Below are 22,255 nucleotides of genomic sequence, written 5' to 3'. Positions count from 1 at the left end.
AATTACTTGATTGCATAGGGCAATAATTTATTGCCCTTTTATTTTTCTCATTTCGAGCTTTATTTGCGATATTGCTTTCAAAAGTAAGCTTATCATCCTATTTTTTCGTTGCTGAAATGTAAATTTTGACCATCTGGTCTACTTTTTATTGCTCTCTAGCCAGATTTCTCATTAAACTTGTCGCGCAAGCGTTTTCCGTGGTGATTTACCTGATCTTTTTGTCGGTTAAGCAGCATTCGGTACGTCAGGCTTGCAAAAGAACAAACAAAATATCCGTTTTAAGTTGACTTTTACCCACCAAATCTCCAGAATGCCGCCGTTTGCCAAAAATCCGCTGGCAACACATTTGCATTGATTCATGACATGGTTATGAATTAATATGCAAATAAAGTGAGTGAATATTCTCTGGAGGGTGTTTTGATTAAGTCAGCGCTATTGGTTCTGGAAGACGGAACCCAGTTTATCGGTCGGGCCATAGGGGCAACAGGTTCGGCGGTTGGGGAAGTCGTTTTCAATACTTCAATGACCGGTTATCAAGAAATCCTCACTGATCCTTCCTATTCTCGCCAAATCGTTACTCTTACTTATCCTCATATTGGCAATGTCGGCACCAATGCGGCTGACGAAGAATCCTCTCAGGTACATGCGCAAGGTCTGGTCATTCGCGACCTGCCGCTGATTGCCAGCAACTTCCGCAACACCGAAGACCTCTCTTCTTACCTGAAGCGCCATAACATTGTGGCGATTGCCGATATTGATACGCGTAAGTTAACGCGTCTGCTGCGCGAGAAAGGTGCACAAAACGGCTGCATCATTGCAGGTGATAACCTGGATGCGGCCCTGGCGCTGGAAAAAGCGAAAGCCTTCCCGGGCCTGAACGGCATGGACCTGGCGAAAGAGGTGACTACCGCTGAAGCCTACAACTGGACGCAGGGCAGCTGGACGCTGGAAGGCGACCTGCCAGAAGCGAAAAAAGAGAGCGAGCTGCCATTCCACGTGGTGGCCTACGATTTCGGTGCCAAGCGCAATATCCTGCGCATGCTGGTTGACCGCGGTTGCCGTCTGACCGTTGTGCCTGCACAAACCTCTGCGGAAGAAGTCCTGAAGATGAACCCGGACGGTATCTTCCTCTCTAACGGCCCGGGTGACCCGGCTCCGTGCGATTACGCTATCAACGCCATTAAATCTTTCCTGGAAACCGATATCCCGGTCTTTGGCATCTGTCTCGGCCATCAGCTGCTGGCGCTGGCGAGCGGTGCGAACACCGTTAAGATGAAATTCGGTCACCACGGTGGTAACCACCCGGTGAAAGATATCGACAACAACACGGTGATGATCACCGCGCAGAACCACGGTTTTGCTGTCGATGAAGCCTCAATGCCGGCTAACCTGCGCGTGACGCATAAATCACTGTTCGATGGCACCCTGCAGGGTATCCACCGTACCGACAAGCCAGCGTTCAGCTTCCAGGGTCACCCTGAAGCCAGCCCGGGCCCGCACGATGCCGCACCGCTGTTCGATCACTTCATCGAACTTATCGAGCAATACCGTAAGACCGCTAAATAATCAGGAGCTGAGAAGACAATGCCAAAACGTACAGACATAAAAAGCATCCTGATCCTTGGCGCTGGCCCGATTGTTATCGGCCAGGCCTGTGAATTTGACTACTCCGGTGCGCAGGCGTGTAAAGCTCTGCGTGAAGAGGGCTACCGCGTCATTCTGGTGAACTCTAACCCGGCAACCATCATGACCGACCCGGAAATGGCTGATGCAACCTACATCGAGCCAATTCACTGGGAAGTAGTGCGCAAAATCATCGAAAAAGAGCGCCCGGATGCGGTACTGCCAACGATGGGCGGCCAGACGGCGCTGAACTGTGCGCTGGAGCTGGAGCGTCAGGGCGTGCTTGCCGAATTCGGCGTAACCATGATTGGTGCGACCGCCGACGCGATTGATAAAGCAGAAGACCGTCGTCGCTTCGACGTGGCGATGAAAAAAATCGGCCTCGACACCGCGCGTTCCGGTATTGCACACAACATGGAAGAAGCGCTGGCCGTCGCGGCTGACGTGGGTTATCCATGTATCATCCGTCCTTCCTTCACCATGGGCGGCACCGGTGGCGGTATCGCTTACAACCGCGAAGAGTTCGAAGAGATTTGCGAACGCGGTCTGGATCTCTCCCCAACCAAAGAGCTGCTGATTGATGAATCGCTGATTGGCTGGAAAGAGTACGAGATGGAAGTGGTGCGTGATAAAAACGACAACTGCATCATCGTCTGTTCCATCGAAAACTTCGATGCGATGGGGATCCACACCGGTGACTCCATCACCGTGGCACCTGCCCAGACCCTGACCGACAAAGAGTATCAAATCATGCGTAACGCCTCGATGGCGGTACTGCGTGAAATCGGCGTGGAAACCGGCGGTTCTAACGTACAGTTCTCGGTGAACCCGAAAACCGGACGCCTGATTGTTATCGAAATGAACCCGCGTGTATCCCGTTCCTCGGCGCTGGCCTCTAAAGCCACCGGCTTCCCGATTGCCAAAGTAGCAGCGAAACTGGCGGTGGGTTACACCCTCGACGAGCTGATGAACGACATCACCGGCGGCCGCACCCCTGCGTCCTTCGAACCGTCTATCGACTACGTTGTGACGAAAATACCTCGCTTCAACTTCGAGAAATTCGCTGGCGCGAACGACCGTCTGACTACCCAGATGAAATCTGTCGGCGAAGTGATGGCAATTGGCCGCACCCAGCAGGAATCCCTGCAGAAAGCGCTGCGTGGCCTGGAAGTAGGCGCGACCGGTTTTGACCCGAAAGTGAACCTGGACGACCCGGAAGCACTGACAAAAATTCGCCGCGAGCTGAAAGACGCGGGCGCAGAGCGTATCTGGTATATCGCCGATGCCTTCCGCGCAGGCCTGTCTGTGGACGGCGTCTTCAACCTGACCAACATTGACCGCTGGTTCCTGGTGCAGATTGAAGAGCTGGTGCGTCTGGAAGAGAAAGTGGCGGATCTGGGCATCAACGGTCTGGACGCTGACTTCCTGCGCGTGCTGAAGCGTAAAGGCTTCGCCGATGCGCGTCTGGCTAAGCTGGCAGGCGTGCGCGAAGCGGAAATCCGCAAGCTGCGTGACCAGTTCAACCTGCACCCTGTCTACAAGCGTGTGGACACCTGTGCGGCAGAATTCTCGACCGATACCGCGTACATGTACTCCACGTATGAAGATGAGTGCGAAGCGAACCCGTCAGTCGACCGCGACAAAATTATGGTACTGGGCGGTGGTCCAAACCGTATCGGCCAGGGCATTGAGTTCGATTACTGCTGCGTTCACGCCTCTCTGGCGCTGCGTGAAGACGGTTACGAAACCATTATGGTTAACTGTAACCCGGAAACCGTATCCACTGACTACGACACCTCTGACCGTCTGTACTTTGAGCCGGTAACACTGGAAGACGTGCTGGAAATCGTGCGTATCGAGAAGCCAAAAGGCGTTATCGTGCAGTACGGCGGCCAGACCCCGTTGAAGTTGGCGCGCGCGCTGGAAGCGGCTGGCGTACCGGTTATCGGTACCAGCCCGGATGCGATTGACCGTGCAGAAGACCGTGAGCGTTTCCAGCAGGCGGTTGACCGTCTGAAACTGAAACAGCCGGCAAACGCCACCGTAACTGCGATTGAACAGGCCGTTGAGAAGGCGAAAGAGATTGGCTACCCACTGGTGGTGCGTCCTTCTTACGTACTGGGCGGCCGGGCGATGGAAATCGTTTATGACGAAGCAGACCTGCGTCGCTACTTCCAGACTGCGGTAAGCGTCTCTAACGATGCGCCAGTGCTGCTCGACCGCTTCCTGGACGATGCAGTAGAAGTGGACGTTGACGCTATCTGCGACGGCGAAATGGTGCTGATTGGCGGCATCATGGAGCACATCGAGCAGGCGGGCGTTCACTCCGGTGACTCTGCCTGTTCTCTGCCTGCGTACACCCTGAGCCAGGAGATTCAGGACGTGATGCGCCAGCAGGTACAGAAGCTGGCCTTCGAGCTGCAGGTTCGTGGTCTGATGAACGTCCAGTTCGCCGTTAAAGACAACGAAGTGTACCTGATTGAAGTGAACCCGCGTGCGGCACGTACCGTACCGTTCGTCTCCAAAGCGACCGGTGTTCCACTAGCGAAAGTGGCGGCGCGCGTGATGGCAGGCCAGACGCTGGCTCAGCAGGGCGTAACTAAAGAGATCATCCCACCGTACTACTCGGTGAAGGAAGTGGTACTGCCGTTCAACAAATTCCCGGGCGTTGACCCACTGTTAGGGCCAGAAATGCGCTCCACCGGGGAAGTGATGGGCGTAGGCCGCACCTTCGCAGAAGCCTTTGCGAAAGCGCAGCTGGGCAGCAGCTCCACCATGAGAAAATCAGGCCGTGCGCTGCTCTCTGTTCGCGAAGGCGATAAAGAGCGCGTGGTTGACCTGGCTGCCAAGCTGTTGAAACAGGGCTTCGAGCTGGATGCGACCCACGGTACGGCGATTGTGCTGGGTGAAGCAGGTATCAATCCACGTCTGGTGAACAAGGTGCATGAAGGCCGTCCGCACATTCAGGACCGTATCAAGAATGGCGAATACACCTACATCATCAATACCACGGCGGGCCGTCAGGCGATTGAAGACTCCAAGCTGATTCGCCGCAGCGCGCTGCAGTACAAAGTGCACTACGACACCACCCTGAACGGCGGTTTCGCAACAGCCATGGCGCTGAACGCGGATGCCACCGAGAAGGTGATTTCGGTGCAGGAAATGCACGCGCAGATTAACAAGTAAGTAAAAAATGCCCGGCAGCACTCTGTTGCCGGGCATTATCCCCACCTTCAGAACCTTCTGGTTTTCCATCCACATTCAGTCAGTTAGCCTAAAATGGTTAGGTCGATAACGAAATCCAACTGAATGCAGGGGAAAACACCATGCAAAATAAATTACTGATCGCTTCCTTTCTGGCTGCCACGACAATGTTTACCGTTGCGGGCTGTTCGTCTAATCAGGCCGTAAAAACCACCGATGGCAAAACCATTGTCACCGACGGCAAACCGCAGGTGGATGACGATACCGGGCTGGTGTCGTATAAAAACGCCGAAACCGGTCAATCCGAGCAGATTAACCGTGACCAGGTAAAATCCATGGGCGAGCTGGATAACTAATTCAGAATTCTGCCGTTAGCCCGTCAATAATATTCACTATTAGCCTGCTGAATTACTGACTACACTCTTTTGTTAAAAGAAAGCAGTAACAACAGGCTAATCAATGATTCTGATAATTTATGCACATCCCTATCCGCAGCACTCGCATGCGAATAAGCGGATGCTTGAGCAGGTAAGGACGCTTGATAACGTAGAGATACGTTCCCTCTATCAACTTTATCCCGATTTTAATATCGACATCGCCGCTGAGCAGGAAGCGGTTTCGCGCGCTGATCTGATCATCTGGCAGCACCCTATGCAGTGGTACAGCACCCCTCCGCTTCTGAAACTGTGGATTGATAAAGTCTTCTCCCATGGCTGGGCATATGGCCATAACGGCCATGCACTGAAGGGCAAAAACCTGATGTGGGCGGTCACGACCGGCGGTGGGGAAAGCCACTTTGATATTGGTTCCTTCCCGGGTTTTGACGTCCTGGCACAGCCGCTGCAGGCCACCGCGCTCTATTGCGGGATGAACTGGCTTCCGCCTTTTGCGATGCACTGTACTTTTGTATGCGACGATGAAACGTTGCAGGCGCAGGCTCGTCATTATAAACAACGCTTACTTGAGTGGCAGGAGGCGCACCATGGATAGCCATACGCTGATACAGGCGCTGATTTACCTCGGCGCGGCGGCGCTGATTGTGCCCGTGGCAGTACGTCTGGGGCTGGGGTCTGTCCTCGGCTACCTGATTGCGGGTTGCGTCATTGGGCCGTGGGGCTTTCGTCTGGTCACGGATGCAGAGGCGATTCTCCATTTCGCTGAAATTGGCGTCGTGCTGATGTTATTTGTGATTGGCCTGGAGCTCGACCCGCAGCGTTTGTGGAAGCTTCGTGCCTCGGTATTTGGCGGTGGCGCGCTGCAAATGGTGGCCTGCGGCCTGCTGCTGGCTGGGTTCTGCATTCTGTTGGGAATGGACTGGAAAGTGGCTGAGCTTATCGGCATGACGCTGGCGCTCTCCTCGACGGCCATTGCTATGCAGGCCATGAACGAGCGAAATCTGACGGTCTCTCAGATGGGGCGCAGTGCGTTTTCGGTGCTGTTGTTCCAGGATATTGCTGCTATTCCGCTGGTGGCAATGATCCCGCTGCTGGCGGCAAGTGGTTCCTCTACGACGCTTGGCGCTTTCGCGCTGTCGGCATTGAAGGTGGTAGGGGCGCTGGCGCTGGTGGTCCTGCTTGGCCGTTACGTGACTCGTCCGCTGCTGCGGTTTGTTGCCCGCTCAGGACTGCGTGAAGTCTTCAGTGCGGTGGCACTGTTCCTGGTGTTCGGTTTTGGTCTGCTGCTGGAAGAGGCCGGTCTGTCGATGGCGATGGGAGCGTTCCTCGCAGGCGTTCTGCTGGCGAGTTCTGAATATCGTCACGCGCTGGAAAGCGATATAGAACCGTTTAAAGGGCTACTGCTGGGACTGTTTTTCATCGGTGTGGGGATGTCAGTCGACTTCGGCACGCTGGTGACACATCCGCTGCGGATCATCATCCTGCTGGTCGGTTTCCTGGTCATTAAAATGGCGATGTTGTGGTTGATTGCCCGTCCGCTGAAGGTGCCGGGCAAACAGCGTCGCTGGTTTGCCGTGCTGCTGGGGCAGGGAAGCGAATTTGCGTTTGTGGTCTTTGGCGCGGCGCAGATGGCAAACGTACTCGAGCCTGAGTGGGCGAAAGCGCTGACGCTTGCCGTGGCGCTGTCGATGGCGGCGACGCCTGTTCTGCTGGTGGTGCTGACGCGTCTGGAAAAATCGGGCAGCGAGCAGGAGCGGGAAGCTGATGAAATTGACGAAGAACAGCCGCGGGTGATCATCGCCGGATTCGGGCGCTATGGGCAGATCGTTGGTCGTTTACTGCTGTCGAGCGGGGTTAAAATGGTTATCCTCGATCACGATCCTGACCATGTCGATACCCTGCGTAAATTTGATATGAAAGTCTTTTACGGGGATGCGACCCGTGTTGATCTGCTGGAGTCTGCCGGGGCGGCAAAAGCCGAGGTGCTGATTAACGCCATCGACGATCCAGAGACCAGCATGCAGATGGTGGAACTGGTAAAAGAACATTTCCCGGAGCTGACCATTATCTCCCGTGCACGCGATGTGGATCATTATATCCGCTTGCGACAGGCGGGCGTCGACGCACCTGAGCGTGAGACGTTTGAAGGTGCGCTGAAATCTGGTCGTATGGCGCTGGAAAATCTGGGGCTTGGCGCGTATGAAGCGCGAGAGCGTGCAGACCTGTTCCGCCGCTTCAATACCGATATGGTAGAAGAGATGGCGGCGATGGCGGGTAGTACGGCCACTGAGCGTGCTGCAGTGTTTAAACGTACCAGTGCGATGCTGACAGAGATCATCAATGAAGATCGTAATCATCTGTCGCTGATCCAGCGTCATGGCTGGCAGGGCACGGAAGAGGGCAAGCACACGGGTAACCCGGAAGACGAACCAGAGAGTAAACCCTCAGTGTGAAGTGGTGTTGCCAGCAATAATAAAAAATTTCTGTTTCTTTACCCTGCCGCCAGTCGACGAAAGATTAAGCTTTCCGTATAGTGGCGGCAATTTTTTGCATCCGGGAAATTTTCAATGATCAGTCTGATTGCAGCGCTGGCGGTGGACCGTGTTATCGGTATGGAAAATGCCATGCCGTGGAACCTGCCTGCCGATCTCGCATGGTTTAAACGTACGACGTTAAACAAGCCGGTAGTGATGGGCCGCCTGACCTGGGAGTCGATTGGTCGTCCATTGCCGGGCCGTAAGAATATCGTTATCAGTAGCCAGCCTGGCACTGACGATCGCGTTGAATGGGTGAAATCCGTGGACGAGGCGATTGCCGCATGCGGTAACGCCGAAGAGATCATGGTGATTGGTGGCGGGCGCGTGTACGAGCAGTTCCTGCCAAAAGCGCAGAAGCTGTATCTGACGCACATTGATGCAGAAGTGGAAGGGGATACCCATTTCCCGGATTACGATCCGGATGAGTGGGAGTCTGTCTTCAGTGAGTTTCACGATGCGGATGCACAGAACTCCCACAGCTACTGCTTCGAGATTCTGGAACGTCGTTAAGTGATTTTCCCTCTCCCGTCCGGGAGAGGGAATAAACCTCAGGAGGCAACGGCCTCGTCTTCACCTAAGTCCAGCTGTCGGTTGGATGGCTGGACAAAGTAAGCTTTATCTTCCCAGCGCAAGCAGGTTAACTCTCCACCCCAGCAGCATCCGGTATCAAGACCGTAGATCCCTTCAGGCGTGCCTTTACCTTCCAGCGCAGCCCAGTGACCGAACACCACGCTGTATTCGTTTGTCACAGGCCCCGGAATGGCAAACCACGGTTTGAGCGGGGCGGGCGCACTTTCCGGTGTCTCTTTTGAATACATGTCCAGCTGCCCGTTCGGGAAACAAAAACGCATTCGGGTAAAAGCGTTGGTGATAAAGCGCAGGCGGGCCAGACCGCTGAGATCTTCGCTCCAGTGGTTCGGCATATCGCCGTACATGGCATCGAGGAAGAAAGGATATGAGTCGCTTGCCAGAACCGCTTCAACATCACGCGCGCAGGTTTTAGCCGTTTCAAGATCCCATTGCGGCGTGATCCCAGCATGGGCCATGACCAGCTTTTTCTCTTCGTCGACCTGCAGCAAGGGCTGCCGGCGTAGCCAGTTGATCAGATCGTCCGCGTCAGGCGCATCCAGTAATGGCGTGAGCCGGTCTTTGGGTTTGTTGCGACTGATCCCGGCGAAGACAGCCAGTAAATGCAGATCGTGATTGCCCAGCACCATGCGCACGTTGTCTCCCAGCGATTTGACGAAACGTAAAACATCAAGAGAGCCGGGGCCACGCGCAACTAAATCTCCCGTCAGCCAGAGTGTGTCCTGTCCGGGCGTAAAGTCGACCTGTTTTAATAATGCGATCAGTTCATCGTAGCAACCGTGAACGTCGCCAATCAGATATGTAGACATTAGATTAATGAATGAGTGTTGTAACGGCGAGACGGAACACAGGAATAGCAACGCGGAACACATTGCCATCAACGTCGACCATTTCGTAATGGCCTTGCATGGTACCCAGCGGCGTTTCAATCACCGCGCCGCTGGTGTACTGATACTCTTCGCCAGGATCGATATGTGGTTGTTCACCGACCACACCTTCACCCTGAACTTCGATTTCACGGCCATTACCGTTGGTGATAAGCCAGTAGCGCCCGCGCAGTTGCACAGGCATCCGCCCCAGATTGCGAATGGTCACGGTGTAAGCGAAGACATAGCGTTCTTCATCCGGTGAGGATTGAGATTCAACATAGACGCTTTGTACATGGACACAGACGCGGGGCGAATCAATCATGGCTTAACTCTCCTTCGGAGGCGCATTTTCACTGATGTAATTAGCCAGCTTGCAGTACTGCTCTACGGAGATGTTCTCTGCACGCATTGCCGGGTCGATACCCAACTCAGCCAGCACGTCAACCGTAAACAGATTACCCAGGCTATTACGGATTGTTTTACGGCGCTGGTTAAAGGCTTCCGTAGTGATACGGCTCAGTACGCGCAGATCCTTGACCGGGTACGGCATCGTTTTATGCGGCACCAGGCGCACAACCGCAGAGTCTACTTTCGGTGGCGGCGTAAAGGCAGATGGCGGAACTTCGAGGACCGGGATCACGTTGCAGAAATATTGCGCCATCACGCTTAAACGACCATACGCTTTACTGTTCGGCCCTGCAACCAGTCGGTTAACAACCTCTTTTTGCAACATGAAGTGCATATCAGCAATGGCATCAGTATAGCTAAAGAGATGGAACATTAGCGGTGTGGAGATGTTATACGGCAGGTTGCCGAATACGCGCAGAGGCTGTCCCATTTTTTCTGACAGTTCGCCAAAGTTCATGGTCATGGCATCCTGCTGATAGATGGTCAGCTTTGGCCCCAGGAACGGGTGCGTTTGCAGGCGTGCGGCCAGATCGCGGTCCAGTTCGATAACGGTCAGTTCGTCGAGGCGTTCACCTACAGGCTCGGTCAGTGCGGCAAGACCAGGGCCGATTTCGACCATAGCCTGACCTTTCTGCGGATTAATGGCAGAGACGATGCTGTCGATCACGAACTGATCGTTGAGGAAGTTTTGCCCGAAGCGTTTTCGGGCTAAGTGGCCCTGATGGACTCGATTAGTCATTGAGTATTAACAATCATTTTGATGGCGAGATTAAGCGCCGTAATAAAACTGCCGACATCCGCTTTCCCCAGGCCTGCCAGATCCAGCGCAGTACCGTGGTCAACGGACGTTCGAATAAAAGGTAAACCGAGGGTGATATTCACCCCGCGGCCAAAGCCCTGGTATTTTAGCACGGGCAGGCCCTGATCGTGGTACATCGCAAGTACGGCGTCGGCATTATCCAGGTATTTCGGTTGGAAAAGGGTATCAGCAGGCAGTGGCCCGCTTAAATTCATCCCTTTTGCACGCATTTCTTCAAGTACCGGAATAATGGTGTCGATCTCTTCGGTGCCCATGTGCCCACCTTCACCAGCGTGTGGATTCAGGCCGCAGACCAGAACGTGTGGCTGTTTGATGCCGAATTTGGTTTGCAGGTCATGATGCAGGATCCCGATGATCTCCCGCAGCAGTTCCGGAGTGATGGCATCAGGGATGGCCTTAATGGGCAGGTGGGTTGTCACCAGAGCAACGCGCATCTCCTCCGTCGCCAGCATCATCACCACTTTCGGACTGTGCGAGCGTTCTTCAAAGAACTCGGTATGGCCAGTAAACGGGATACCCGCTTCGTTGATGACGCCTTTGTGCACGGGGCCGGTGATAAGCGCGGCAAATTCACCTTTCAGACAACCGTCGCAGGCGCGTGCAAGGGTTTCAACGACATAGTGGCCGTTTTCCGTGCTGAGCTGGCCTGGGACAACAGGCGTACGAAGGGGAACAGAAAGCAGCGTGAGCGTACCGGCTTGTTGCGGTGCTGGCTGTTGGCCTTCAACGTAAGGGATAAGCGTTAAAGGCAGACCGAGCAGTGTTGCCCGGTCTTGTAACAGTGTTGCATCAGCGCAGACAACCAGTTCTACCGGCCAACTGCGCTGGGCGAGCTGGACAACGAGGTCAGGCCCAATCCCGGCGGGTTCGCCGGGAGTGATAACAACACGATGCTGTTTCATTAGTTACTCAGAATTTTCACGTAAGCACTGGCGCGTTGTTCCTGCATCCAGGTTGCCGCTTCTTCAGAGAACTTACGGTTAAACAGCATCCGGTAGGCTCTGTCTTTCTGCGCCGCGTCCGTTTTATCAACGTTACGGGTATCCATCAGCTCGATCAGATGCCAGCCAAACGAAGAGTGAACCGGAGCACTGATCTGGCCTTTGTTCAGCTTCATCAGTGCATCGCGGAACGCAGGATCATAAATATCCGCAGCCGCCCAGCCCAGATCGCCGCCCTGGTTAGCAGAGCCTGGATCCTGAGAAAACTCTTTTGCAGCATTTGCGAAGGATGTTTTACCGCTCTTAATATCAGCAGCAATTTGTTCCAGCTTCGCACGTGCCTGATCATCATTCATGATCGGAGAGACTTTCAGCAGGATATGGCGAGCATGGACTTCCGTAACGGAAATATTCTGGCTCTGCCCACGGAGATCGTTCACTTTCAGAATGTGGAAACCCACACCTGAACGGATTGGTCCGACGATATCGCCTTTCTTCGCTGTGCTCAGTGCCTGGGCAAAGATGGATGGCAGCTCCTGAATACGTCCCCAACCCATCTGGCCGCCTTTAAGCGCCTGTTGGTCTGCGGAGTAGGTGATCGCCAGCTTGCCAAAGTCACCGCCATTACGCGCTTGTTCGACAATAGAACGTGCCTGGCTTTCTGCTTCAGCAGCCTGATCGGAGGTTGGATTCTCTGGCAGTGGGATCAGAATGTGGCTCAGATTCAGCTCTGTGCTGGCATCATTCTGGTTACCGACCTGTTTTGCCAGCGCGTCCACTTCCTGAGGCAGGATCGTGACACGGCGACGCACTTCATTGTTACGCACTTCCGAAATCAGCATCTCTTTACGGATCTGGTTGCGGTAGGTGGCGTAGCTGATGCCGTCGTAGGCCAGACGGCTGCGCATCTGATCCATGCTCATGTTGTTCTGTTTCGCGATGTTAGCAATCGCCTGATCGAGCTGCTCGTCAGTGACCTTCACACCCATTTTTTGACCCATCTGCAGAACGATCTGATCCATGATCAGACGCTCCAGGATCTGGTGGCGCAACGTTGCATCATCCGGAAGTTGCTGGCCTGCTTCGCCCGAATTGAGCTTCACAGATTTCATCAGACCGTCAACGTCACTTTCAAGCACGACGCCGTTGTTAACCACAGCAGCGACCTTATCAACAACCTGGGGGGCCGCGAAGCTGGTATTCGCAACCATAGCGACACCGAGCAGCAGCGTTTTCCAGTTCTTCATACTTTTTCCATTTCAATTAACCGCAAAGCGGATTACGTTGCAAATCAAGCACATTACAAAGAGCTACGGTACGGCAGAATGTTGGAACGAAGCATTTTCTGCGTACCCAGACCGTAATTGGAACTCAAACCGCGTAACTCGAAGTTAAAGCCAATCACGTTATCGTATTCGCTTTGATTGTTTTTAGTATCCCAGCCGTTAAGTTTGCGTTCGTAACCGACGCGCAGCGCGTAACAGCAAGAGTTATATTGCAGACCCACCATCTGGTCAGCTGATTTACTGGTGTTGGTGTCAAAGTAGTAAGCCCCTACGATTGACCAGCGATCGGCGATTGGCCAACTTGCCGCGCCACCCACCTGCGAGATGCCGTCTTTATACTGTGCCCCAGTACCATAGTTTGGCAATGTGGCCTGAATATATTCCGGACTGGCGTAACGATAGGTCAACTGCACCATACGGTCTTCATCACGGCGATATTCAATGGCCGCAGTACTGTTGGCTATATTGTCCAGGCGAGTGTCATATTGCACTCCGCCACGCAGGCCCCAGCGCTCAGTCATACGCCAGTAAGTATCACCAGCCCAAACCAGTGAACCCGTTTTGTTGTCTTTCTCCCAGTTAATGTTGTCATCACCGGTTCGTGACTCGGTGAAATAGTAGATTTGACCAACAGAAACGTTAAAACGTTCAACGGCAGCATCATCATAAACACGCGATGTGACGCCGGTCGTTAACTGGTTCGCAGATGCAATGCGGTCAAGGCCACCGTAGGTACGGTCGCGGAACAGGCCGCTATAGTCAGATTGCAGTAAAGAGGAGTCGTAGTTATTGATGTTGCTCTGGTCGCGATAAGGCACGTACAGGTACTGCATACGTGGCTCAAGCGTCTGGGTATAGCCATCCGCCAGCAGGCCCATATTGCGTTCGAAGATTAGCTTACCGTCCATTTTGAACTGAGGAAGCGTACGGTTTACGGATTCCTCAAGATGGGCATTGTTGGTGGTATTGTAATCATCAATATTTTTCTGCTGATAGTGGGTCGCCATCAGCTTGGCTTCTGTGTTCAGACTTGCCCAGTCGTTCGACCATGGCAGGTTGATGGTCGGCTCCAGGTGAACACGCGTGGCTTCCGGCATATTGGCGTTTGTGTTTACAAAATGCACCGCCTGACCATAAATACGGGTATCGAATGGACCTACGTCATTCTGGTACCAGTTGACGTCCAGCTGTGGCTCAGCACCATAGGTACTTGCTGTTTGGCTGGAGAAGACCTGGAACTGCTTGCTTGTGACCGTTGCATCAAAGTTCTGCACCGCATAGCCAACGCTAAAGATCTGTGTGGCATAGCCATCGGTACTTGAACCGTATTTTGACGAGAAATCGTTGAAGTAGTTCGGGTCACTGACCTTGGTGTAGTTGACGTTGAAACGCCAGACCTGATCCATCACCCCGGAATGCTGCCAGAAATACATCCAGCGGTGCTTGTTACCTTCCGTTGGATGCTCGTCCTGGAAGACTTTATCCGACGGCAGATAATCCAGCTCCATCAGACCCGCACCCGCCTGGGTCAGATAACGGAACTCGTTTTCCCACATGATGTTGCCGCGCTTATGGATATAGTGCGGCGTGATCGTGGCGTCCATGTTGGGCGCAATGTTCCAGTAATACGGCAGGTAGAACTCAAAGTAGTTCGTGGTGCTGTATTTGGCATTAGGGATCAAGAAGCCGGAGCGACGTTTGTCACCCACGGGAAGTTGCAGGTAAGGGCTGTAGAACACAGGAACCGGACCCAGCTTGAAGCGCGCGTTCCAGATCTCGGCAACCTGTTCTTCACGGTCATGGATGACTTCGCTCCCGACCACGCTCCAGGTATTCGAACCTGGCAGACAGGAGGTAAAGGTACCATTTTCCAGAATGGTATAGCGGTTTTCACCGCGCTGTTTCATCAGGTCTGCGTCACCGCGCCCCTGGCGACCCACCATCTGGTAATCACCTTTCCAGACGTTAGTATCTTTAGTATTCAGGTTTGACCAGGCTTTCGGACCTTTCAGGATGACCTGATTGTCGTCATAGTGCACATTACCCAGCGCATCCACCGTTCGTACCGGCTCGGCCGCACCTTCCGGCTGCTTCTGGTGCAACTGCACTTCATCTGCCTGCAGGCGGCTGTTACCCTGGTTAATATCCACATTGCCCGTAAACGTGGCGTTGTCAGGATAGGTACCTTTGGAACTGTCGGCAGTAATGGTTACCGGTAAGTTATTTGTATCGCCACTCACCAGAGGACGATTATAACTTGGGACGCCAAGCATACACTGCGAGGCGAGATCGGCCGCCAGCCCCTGTTGACTGTACAGGGCTGTGCCAATCATTGTGGCCAGGAGGGTGGGGATACGTTTTTTCATACGTTGTATTTTATTGTTCCGTCATCAGTGGCTACGGCTTACAAACGCTCAGAGACTATCTTACTCATCAGCGCAGTACCAGCGTTAATCCTGCCGTTTGCGTGCCAGAGTGTTAGGCTCGCTATCGAATGACGAGTATGATAAAGCAAATTATAGGCGATGTCCTTCAATTGACCGTGGCTTAAACACTGTGATGATGGCGTTGCGTCGTCCAGGAATATGACTATCCGGGGAGTATATGCAGTATTGGGGTAAAATAATCGGCGTTGCGTTCGCCATCATCATGGGTGCTGGGTTCTGGGGAATTGTGCTTGGGCTTATTATCGGCCATATGTTTGATAAGGCGCGCAGCCGCAAAATGGCCTGGTTTGCCAACCAGCGCGAGCGCCAGTCCCTCTTTTTCTCAACCACCTTTGAGGTCATGGGGCACTTAACCAAATCCAAAGGACGCGTGACAGAAGCCGATATTCAGATTGCCAGCGTCTTTATGGATCGTATGAATCTGCATGGTGACTCCCGTCTGGAGGCGCAAAATGCGTTCCGCATCGGTAAATCGGATAACTATCCACTGCGCGACAAAATGCGTCAGTTCCGCAGCGTCTGCTTCGGACGTTTCGATTTAATTCGGATGTTTCTGGAGATTCAAATTCAGGCGGCATTCGCCGACGGCTCGCTTCATCCTAATGAACGTGATGTGTTATACGTCATTGCGGAGGAACTGGGGATTTCCCGTATGCAGTTCGACCAGTTCCTGCGGATGATGCAGGGCGGTGCGCAATTTGGCGGCGGCTATCACCAGCAGTCATCTGGCGGTGCCTGGCAGCAGGCGCAGCGTGGCCCGACGCTGGAGGATGCCTGCAATGTGCTTGGCGTAAAGCCCTCTGACGATCAGACCACGATTAAACGTGCCTATCGTAAGCTCATGAGCGAGCATCATCCGGACAAACTGGTCGCGAAAGGCCTGCCGCCAGAAATGATGGAGATGGCGAAGCAAAAAGCGCAGGAAATCCAGAAGGCGTACGAGCTCATTAAAGAGAAGAAAGGTTTCAAATAAAAAAAAGCCCGACGGTGTCGGGCTTTTTTTTAGAAGTCCACCGGGGCTTTAAACGTCATCGCGTTACCGAAGGCCGGGTGGGTGATGGTGAGCGTCTGCGCGTGCAGCTGCAGACGTGGAGCCATCGCCAGCGCTTCTGGCGGCGCGTAGAAGCGGTCGCCCAGAATCGGATGCCCCATAGCGAGCATATGTACGCGCAGCTGGTGAGAGCGTCCGGTAATCGGCTTTAACAATACGCGCGCGGTGTTATCCGGCGCGTATTCCAGCACTTCATACTCGGTTTGCGCCGCCTTGCCGGTTTCATAACACACCTTCTGCTTTGGCCGGTTCGGCCAGTCGCAAATCAGCGGTAAATCCACCAGCCCTTCCTCCTGCGCCGGGTGACCCCATACGCGCGCCACGTACTGTTTTTTCGGCTCGCGCTCGCGGAACTGGCGTTTAAGCTCCCGCTCCGCCGCTTTATTCAGAGCCACTACAATCACGCCGCTGGTTGCCATGTCCAGACGATGGACGGACTCGGCCTGCGGATAATCGCGCTGAATGCGCGTCATCACGCTGTCTTTGTGTTCATCCAGACGTCCCGGCACGGACAATAAGCCGCTTGGCTTGTTGACAACCATAATGTGCTCATCCTGATAAAGAATGACCAGCCAGGGATCCGTCGGTGGATTGTAGGGCTCCATTACCATTTCGCGCTCCGTTTACTGATGCGTCACAACGATGAGACGCAGGGCATCTAGGCGCCAGCTCGCCTGGTCCAGGCTTTCCAGCACCTGCTGGCGGTTGCTTTCAATCGCCGCCAGCTCGTCGTCACGGATGTTCGGGTTCACCGCTTTCAGCGCTTCCAGACGGGAAAGTTCAGCAGATAACTTCTCGTCCGCTTCACTGCGCGCGGCATCAATCAGCGCCCTGGCCGCTTTTTCAACCTGGGTTTCACCCAGTTGCAGAATGGCATGCACGTCCTGCTGAACTGCGTTGACCAGCTTGCTGCCCGTATGACGGTTTACCGCGCTTAGCTGACGGTTGAAGCTCTCGAACTCGACCTGTGCGGCCAGGTTGGTGCCGTTTTTGTCCAGCAGCAGACGCACTGGCGTCGGCGGCAGGAAGCGGGTGAGCTGCAGCTGTTTCGGCGCCTGGGCTTCCACAACGTAGATCAGCTCGACCAGCAGGGTACCGACCGGCAGCGCCTTGTTTTTCAACAGGGAGATGGTGCTGCTGCCGGTATCACCAGAGAGGATCAGATCCAGACCGTTGCGGATCAGCGGGTGCTCCCAGGTAATGAACTGGGCATCTTCGCGAGAGAGGGCCACATCGCGCTCGAAGGTGATGGTGCAGCCATCTTCCGGCAGGCCCGGGAAATCAGGGACCAGCATGTGATCTGACGGGGTCAGAACGATCATATTCTCACCGCGATCGTCCTGGTTGATCCCGACGATGTCGAACAGGTTCATGGAGAAGCTGATCAGGCTGGTGTCGTCATCCTGCTCTTCAATGCTTTCGGCCAGCGCCTGTGCCTTTTCACCACCGTTGGAGTGGATCTCCAGCAGACGGTCACGTCCTTGCTCCAGCTGAGTTTTCAGCGCGTCGTGCTTCTCGCGGCAGGATTTGATCAGCTCATCAAAACCGTCAGTTGTTTCTGGTGCTGCGAGGTAACCGATCAGGTCGCTATGAACCTGATCGTAAATGGTACGGCCTGTTGGGCAGGTATGCTCGAATGCATCCAGACCTTCATGGAACCAGCGCACCAGAACGGACTGAGCGGTTTTTTCCAGATACGGAACGTGGATCTGAATATCGTGCGCCTGACCGATACGATCCAGACGACCGATACGCTGCTCCAGCAGATCCGGGTTAAACGGCAGATCGAACATCACGAGATTGCTGGCGAACTGGAAGTTACGACCTTCAGAGCCGATCTCAGAACACAGCAGAACTTGTGCGCCGCTGTCTTCTTCACCAAACCAGGCTGCCGCACGGTCACGTTCAACAATAGACATGCCTTCGTGGAACACGGCTGCACGAATACCTTCACGCTCACGCAGAACCTGCTCCAGCTGCAGTGCAGTGGCAGCTTTCGCGCAGATCACCAGCACTTTCTGAGAACGGTGTGCGGTCAGGTAGCCCATCAGCCACTCTACGCGTGGGTCAAAGTTCCACCAGGTGCCGGTATCACCTTCGAATTCCTGGTAAATTTGTTCCGGGTAGAGCATGTCACGCGCACGTTCTTCGGCGGTTTTACGCGCCCCCATGATGCCGGACACTTTAATCGCCGTCTGGTACTGCGTTGGCAGTGGCAGTTTGATGGTGTGCAGTTCGCGTTTCGGGAAACCTTTCACGCCGTTACGGGTGTTACGGAACAGAACACGGCTGGTGCCGTGACGGTCCATCAGCATATCGATCAGTTCTTTACGTGCTGATTCCGCGTTGTCACCTTCGCTGTTGGCTGCCTGCAGCAGCGGTTCAATATCCTGCTCGCCAATCAGATCGCTCAGGGTATTGAGTTCGTCATTGGACAGACGCTTGCCCGCCAGTAAAAGGGCGACAGCGTCGGCAACCGGGCGGTAGTTTTTCTGCTCTTCAACAAACTGCTCAAAATCATGGAAACGGTTTGGATCGAGCAGGCGAAGACGTGCAAAGTGGCTTTCCAGCCCCAGCTGTTCCGGCGTTGCGGTCAGCAGCAGGACGCCAGGTACACGTTCGGCAAGCTGTTCGATCGCCATATATTCGCGGCTCGGCGCATCTTCGCTCCAGACCAGATGATGCGCTTCATCGACGACCATCAGATCCCATTCGGCATCGCACAGGTGTTCAAGACGCTGCTTGCTGCGGCGCACGAAGTCCAGCGAGCAAATCACCAGCTGTTCGGTTTCAAACGGGTTGTCCGCATCGTGCTGGGCTTCTGCGTAGCGTTCGTCGTCAAACAGCGAGAAGCGCAGGTTAAAGCGGCGCAGCATTTCGACCAGCCACTGGTGCTGCAGGGTTTCAGGAACCACAATCAGCACGCGCTCGGCTGCGCCAGAAAGCAGCTGTTGATGCAGGATCATACCGGCTTCAATAGTCTTACCCAGACCCACTTCGTCTGCCAGCAGTACGCGAGGTGCATGACGACGGCCGACGTCATGGGCGATATTCAACTGGTGAGGGATCAGGCTGGTGCGTTGACCACGCAGGCCGCTCCACGGCATACGGTACTGTTCACTCTGGAACTTACGGGCGCGATAGCGCAGAGAGAAACGATCCATGCGGTCGATTTGCCCGGCAAACAGGCGGTCCTGCGGCTTACTGAAAACCAGTTTGCTGTCGAGCAGCACTTCACGCAGGATGACATTGGTCTCGTCAGTGTCCAGGCGAGTGCCAATGTAGGCGAGCAGTCCATTCTCTTCTTTTACGTCTTCAACCTTGAGCTGCCAGCCGTCATGGCTGGTCACGGTGTCACCCGGATTAAACATCACGCGGGTCACAGGGGAGTCATTGCGAGCGTACAGGCGGTTTTCACCAGTGGCAGGGAAGAGGAGGGTAACCATGCGCGCATCGACGGCAACGACAGTTCCTAATCCGAGTTCGCTTTCTGTATCGCTGATCCAGCGTTGACCAAGTGTAAAAGGCATAGTTGTTCGGCTCTAATCTTTAATTGCAGGCAATAGTTCGACCCCGTCAAAAAAGACGGTCATCGAAAAATGGGTCCGGGAATGGAAAGGGCGCTATGGTACTGGATGGCAGCCATTTCGTCACGCGTCAAAATAGGCCAAGTTGCCCTGTCACTAGTGTAGCAAAATCATCGTCGATGAAGGGTAAAATTCCCTCTGCAACGGGCTGGAGCTGGCGCGTCAGGTAGTGATCGTAATCGAGTGGCGACTGTTGATAATCAACAGGTTCCGGGCCGCTGGTGGTCCAGACATATTTGATTGTCCCCCGGTTTTGATACTGCGGCGAGCGACCCCGTCGCACATTCTCTTCATCCGCCAGACGGGCGGCGCGCACGTGTGGCGGTACGTTGCGCTGGTATTCAGCCAGCGGGCGGCGCAGGCGTTTGCGATATACCAGTTGATCGTCCAGCTCACCGGCCATCAGGCTGGCAATGGTTTCGCGCACGTAATCCTGATAAGGCTCATTGCGAAAGACTCGCAGATAGAGCGTTTGCTGGAACTGTTGCGCCAGAGGAGTCCAGTCGGTGCGTACCGTCTCCAGCCCTTTAAAGACCATCCTCTGCGCGTCGCCTTCCTGAATCAGCCCGGCGTAGCGCTTCTTGCTACCCTGATCGGTACCGCGAATGGTGGGCATTAAAAAGCGGGCAAAATGGGTTTCATATTCCAGTTCTAACGCGCTGTTTAACCGCTCTTTTTGCAAATGCACCCGCCACCAGTCGTTTACGTAGGCAACCAGCGCTTTGCCGATTTGCGCGGCATCGTCTTCCGAATGTCCACCCTTAAGCCACACAAAGGTGGAGTCCGTGTCGCCGTAGATGACGTCATAGCCCCTGGATTCAATCAGCGCTTTGGTCTGTCGCATGATCTCGTGACCGCGCATGGTGATCGAGGAGGCCAGTCGTGGGTCGAAGAAACGGCAGGCGCTGGTACCCAGCACGCCATAAAAGGCATTCATGATGATTTTTAGCGCCTGTGAGAGCGGCTTATTGCCGTGGCGCTTGGCTTCGTCGCGACCGTGCCAGATGCTTCCGACGATCTCCGGCAGACAGTGTTTTTCGCGTGAGAAGCGAGCCCCGAGAAAGCCTTCGGTGCTGTGCTCATCATCCGGTTGGGCCATGCCCTCAACCAGCCCGACGGGATCGATCAGGAAGGTGCGGATTATCGACGGGTAGAGGCTTTTGTAGTCCAGCACCAGCACGGAGTCATACAACCCTGGCCGGGAATCCATGACATAACCGCCAGGGCTGGCCTGCGGTGGTACTTCTCCGAGATTCGGGGCGACATACCCCGCACGGTGCATGCGGGGGAAGTAGAGATGACTAAAGGCCGCCACGGAGCCGCCGTGTCGATCGGCTGCGAGACCGTTTACCGTCGCACGCTCCAGCAGGAACGGCATAATCTCGGTTTTGTGGAAAATCTGCGTGACCAGCTCGCAGTCTTTCAGGTTATAGGTGGCAAGCGCCGGTTTATCTTCGTTAAAGCGCCGGTCTATTTCATCCATTCTGTCCCAGGGGTTGTCGATAGATTTGCCTTCGCCAAGCAGCTCCTGCGCGACGGCTTCCAGAGAGAACGAAGAGAAGTTCCAGAAGGCGGATTTCAGTGCCTCAATGCCGTCGATAATCAGGCGGCCGTTAGCCTGGGCAAAGAATACGCCGTTTTTAAATCCATGTTCGCGCCATTCTATTTCCGTATTGCCACGTCCCAGCATCAGCGGAATTCGGTACCGCTCGGCGTGTTTTTGCAACACCCGCAGGTCAAACTGCACCACGTTCCAGCCAATCAGCACATCGGGGTCGTACTCGGCAAACCACTGATTCAGTTTTTCCAGCAGATGAGGACGGCTGTTGACATACTCCAGCCGGAAATCCAGCGCGGAGGCATCGCCATTCGGCGGTCCGAGCATATAGACAACCCGATCGCCGCAGCCTTCCAGACCAATGCAGTACAGTTCCCCGTGGCGGGTGGTTTCGATATCCAGCGACACCCATTTCAGCGGCGGGCGATAGTGCGGGTTGGGCTTCAGGCGTGCATCGACAATTCGGCCGTTTTGCTCGGTGCCATCGACCCAAACCGGTGCGGTAATAAACCGCTCCATCAGAAAACGCTCCGGCGGACGGATATCCGCTTCATAAAGCGTGACACCTGCTTCACGCAGCAGTTTTTCATAGCGCATTAATTGCCGGTGGGCGCGACAGTAAAGTCCGTAAACCGGCTGACGGTGAAAATCATTCAGTTCAAGCGGCGTGATGCGCCAGTTATTTTCGCCGCGCAGCAACTGCTTCGCTTTTTCGACGTGTGCCTCAGGAATAAAGGCCACGGATTCCTGTGGCGGCAGCGTAACATTCAGCGGGCCGTTGTCCGTTGCCAGCCAGAATGCAACCTCAGTACCTTGAGGGGTATCCCGCCAGTGTCGGGTCAGTAAAAAGCCTTCTTGCGCCTGCGCCACGCCGTTATCCCATAAAACAAAACCAGGCATGATTATAGCCTGGTTGAATAGTTTATGCTGGGTATATATAC

The 22,255-nt window shown here is 54.4% G+C and carries 16 protein-coding genes; 7 read left to right on the top strand and 9 right to left on the bottom strand.

Annotated features, from left to right (window positions below; genetic code table 11):
- Positions 1-417 precede the first annotated feature (417 nt).
- From carA to folA, 6 genes are all read left to right on the top strand, one after another.
- The gene (gene carA / locus AC0XWG_RS03705) at positions 418-1,566 is read left to right on the top strand and encodes a glutamine-hydrolyzing carbamoyl-phosphate synthase small subunit (RefSeq protein ID WP_028016644.1); all 1,149 of its coding nucleotides are present in this window, start codon (positions 418-420) and stop codon (positions 1,564-1,566) included.
- Positions 1,567-1,584: 18 nt separating this feature from the next.
- Positions 1,585-4,809, top strand: coding sequence for a carbamoyl-phosphate synthase large subunit (carB, locus tag AC0XWG_RS03700; RefSeq protein WP_475680381.1), 3,225 nt, complete (start codon positions 1,585-1,587; stop codon positions 4,807-4,809).
- Positions 4,810-4,949: 140 nt separating this feature from the next.
- A complete protein-coding gene (locus AC0XWG_RS03695; RefSeq protein WP_475680380.1) occupies positions 4,950-5,183 on the top strand; it encodes a YgdI/YgdR family lipoprotein in 234 nt (77 codons plus the stop codon).
- A gap of 103 nt (positions 5,184-5,286) precedes the next feature.
- On the top strand, positions 5,287-5,817 hold the full coding sequence (gene kefF, locus AC0XWG_RS03690) for a glutathione-regulated potassium-efflux system oxidoreductase KefF (RefSeq protein ID WP_114979063.1): 531 nt from the start codon (positions 5,287-5,289) through the stop codon (positions 5,815-5,817).
- Entirely contained in the window at positions 5,810-7,675 is a 1,866-nt protein-coding gene (gene kefC / locus AC0XWG_RS03685; RefSeq protein ID WP_108089549.1) for a glutathione-regulated potassium-efflux system protein KefC, read from the top strand. Before kefF ends, kefC begins: the two co-directional genes overlap by 8 nt.
- A 114-nt stretch (positions 7,676-7,789) precedes the next feature.
- Entirely contained in the window at positions 7,790-8,269 is a 480-nt protein-coding gene (gene folA, locus AC0XWG_RS03680; protein ID WP_008502023.1) for a type 3 dihydrofolate reductase, read from the top strand.
- 38 nt (positions 8,270-8,307) lie between these two features.
- Here folA and apaH read toward each other — a convergent pair whose 3' ends face one another.
- From apaH to lptD, 6 genes are read right to left on the bottom strand one after another with little or no spacing between them, the layout of a single operon-like run.
- Complete coding sequence (gene apaH, locus AC0XWG_RS03675; RefSeq protein ID WP_028016648.1) at positions 8,308-9,156, bottom strand: bis(5'-nucleosyl)-tetraphosphatase (symmetrical) ApaH; 849 nt, start codon at positions 9,154-9,156, stop codon at positions 8,308-8,310.
- Positions 9,157-9,160: 4 nt separating this feature from the next.
- A complete protein-coding gene (apaG, locus tag AC0XWG_RS03670; RefSeq protein WP_028016649.1) occupies positions 9,161-9,538 on the bottom strand; it encodes a Co2+/Mg2+ efflux protein ApaG in 378 nt (125 codons plus the stop codon).
- 3 nt (positions 9,539-9,541) lie between these two features.
- Complete coding sequence (gene rsmA / locus AC0XWG_RS03665; protein WP_013095540.1) at positions 9,542-10,363, bottom strand: 16S rRNA (adenine(1518)-N(6)/adenine(1519)-N(6))-dimethyltransferase RsmA; 822 nt, start codon at positions 10,361-10,363, stop codon at positions 9,542-9,544.
- Entirely contained in the window at positions 10,360-11,346 is a 987-nt protein-coding gene (gene pdxA, locus AC0XWG_RS03660) for a 4-hydroxythreonine-4-phosphate dehydrogenase PdxA (RefSeq protein WP_128348235.1), read from the bottom strand. Before pdxA ends, rsmA begins: the two co-directional genes overlap by 4 nt.
- The gene (surA, locus tag AC0XWG_RS03655) at positions 11,346-12,632 is read right to left on the bottom strand and encodes a peptidylprolyl isomerase SurA (RefSeq protein ID WP_049005247.1); all 1,287 of its coding nucleotides are present in this window, start codon (positions 12,630-12,632) and stop codon (positions 11,346-11,348) included. Before surA ends, pdxA begins: the two co-directional genes overlap by 1 nt.
- 53 nt (positions 12,633-12,685) lie before the next feature.
- Positions 12,686-15,037 carry an LPS assembly protein LptD gene (gene lptD / locus AC0XWG_RS03650; protein ID WP_128348236.1) on the bottom strand — a complete coding sequence of 784 codons (2,352 nt, stop codon included), beginning with the start codon at positions 15,035-15,037 and terminating at the stop codon, positions 12,686-12,688.
- A 238-nt stretch (positions 15,038-15,275) separates the two neighbouring features.
- Between lptD and djlA the strand changes: the two genes are divergently transcribed.
- Positions 15,276-16,091 (top strand): co-chaperone DjlA, encoded by an 816-nt coding sequence (gene djlA / locus AC0XWG_RS03645; RefSeq protein WP_028016653.1) that lies wholly within the window; start codon positions 15,276-15,278, stop codon positions 16,089-16,091.
- Between the two features lie 29 nt (positions 16,092-16,120).
- Here the strand turns inward: djlA and rluA are convergent, their stop codons facing one another.
- From rluA to polB, 3 genes are all read right to left on the bottom strand, one after another.
- Complete coding sequence (rluA, locus tag AC0XWG_RS03640) at positions 16,121-16,780, bottom strand: bifunctional tRNA pseudouridine(32) synthase/23S rRNA pseudouridine(746) synthase RluA (RefSeq protein ID WP_049005249.1); 660 nt, start codon at positions 16,778-16,780, stop codon at positions 16,121-16,123.
- A gap of 12 nt (positions 16,781-16,792) precedes the next feature.
- The gene (gene rapA / locus AC0XWG_RS03635; protein WP_134708282.1) at positions 16,793-19,699 is read right to left on the bottom strand and encodes an RNA polymerase-associated protein RapA; all 2,907 of its coding nucleotides are present in this window, start codon (positions 19,697-19,699) and stop codon (positions 16,793-16,795) included.
- Positions 19,700-19,826: 127 nt separating this feature from the next.
- A complete protein-coding gene (gene polB / locus AC0XWG_RS03630; protein WP_128348237.1) occupies positions 19,827-22,214 on the bottom strand; it encodes a DNA polymerase II in 2,388 nt (795 codons plus the stop codon).
- Positions 22,215-22,255: the final 41 nt, after the last annotated feature.

The sequence above is a fragment of the Enterobacter sp. DVT3837 genome (assembly GCF_056238685.1).
The sequence above is the reverse complement of the archived record's forward strand: the minus strand, read 5'-3'. Positions and strand labels throughout refer to the sequence as shown.

Bases quoted from the DNA above. Each gene is read 5' to 3' on its own strand.
- apaH (WP_028016648.1), bottom strand. From the start codon at position 9,156: ATGTCTACATATCTGATTGGCGACGTTCACGGTTGCTACGATGAACTG.
- polB (WP_128348237.1), bottom strand. From the start codon at position 22,214: ATGCCTGGTTTTGTTTTATGGGATAACGGCGTGGCGCAGGCGCAAGAA.
- kefC (WP_108089549.1), top strand. From the start codon at position 5,810: ATGGATAGCCATACGCTGATACAGGCGCTGATTTACCTCGGCGCGGCG.
- rsmA (WP_013095540.1), bottom strand. From the start codon at position 10,363: ATGACTAATCGAGTCCATCAGGGCCACTTAGCCCGAAAACGCTTCGGG.
- pdxA (WP_128348235.1), bottom strand. From the start codon at position 11,346: ATGAAACAGCATCGTGTTGTTATCACTCCCGGCGAACCCGCCGGGATT.
- folA (WP_008502023.1), top strand. From the start codon at position 7,790: ATGATCAGTCTGATTGCAGCGCTGGCGGTGGACCGTGTTATCGGTATG.
- AC0XWG_RS03695 (WP_475680380.1), top strand. From the start codon at position 4,950: ATGCAAAATAAATTACTGATCGCTTCCTTTCTGGCTGCCACGACAATG.
- rluA (WP_049005249.1), bottom strand. From the start codon at position 16,780: ATGGTAATGGAGCCCTACAATCCACCGACGGATCCCTGGCTGGTCATT.
- apaG (WP_028016649.1), bottom strand. From the start codon at position 9,538: ATGATTGATTCGCCCCGCGTCTGTGTCCATGTACAAAGCGTCTATGTT.
- kefF (WP_114979063.1), top strand. From the start codon at position 5,287: ATGATTCTGATAATTTATGCACATCCCTATCCGCAGCACTCGCATGCG.
- rapA (WP_134708282.1), bottom strand. From the start codon at position 19,699: ATGCCTTTTACACTTGGTCAACGCTGGATCAGCGATACAGAAAGCGAA.
- lptD (WP_128348236.1), bottom strand. From the start codon at position 15,037: ATGAAAAAACGTATCCCCACCCTCCTGGCCACAATGATTGGCACAGCC.
- djlA (WP_028016653.1), top strand. From the start codon at position 15,276: ATGCAGTATTGGGGTAAAATAATCGGCGTTGCGTTCGCCATCATCATG.
- carB (WP_475680381.1), top strand. From the start codon at position 1,585: ATGCCAAAACGTACAGACATAAAAAGCATCCTGATCCTTGGCGCTGGC.
- surA (WP_049005247.1), bottom strand. From the start codon at position 12,632: ATGAAGAACTGGAAAACGCTGCTGCTCGGTGTCGCTATGGTTGCGAAT.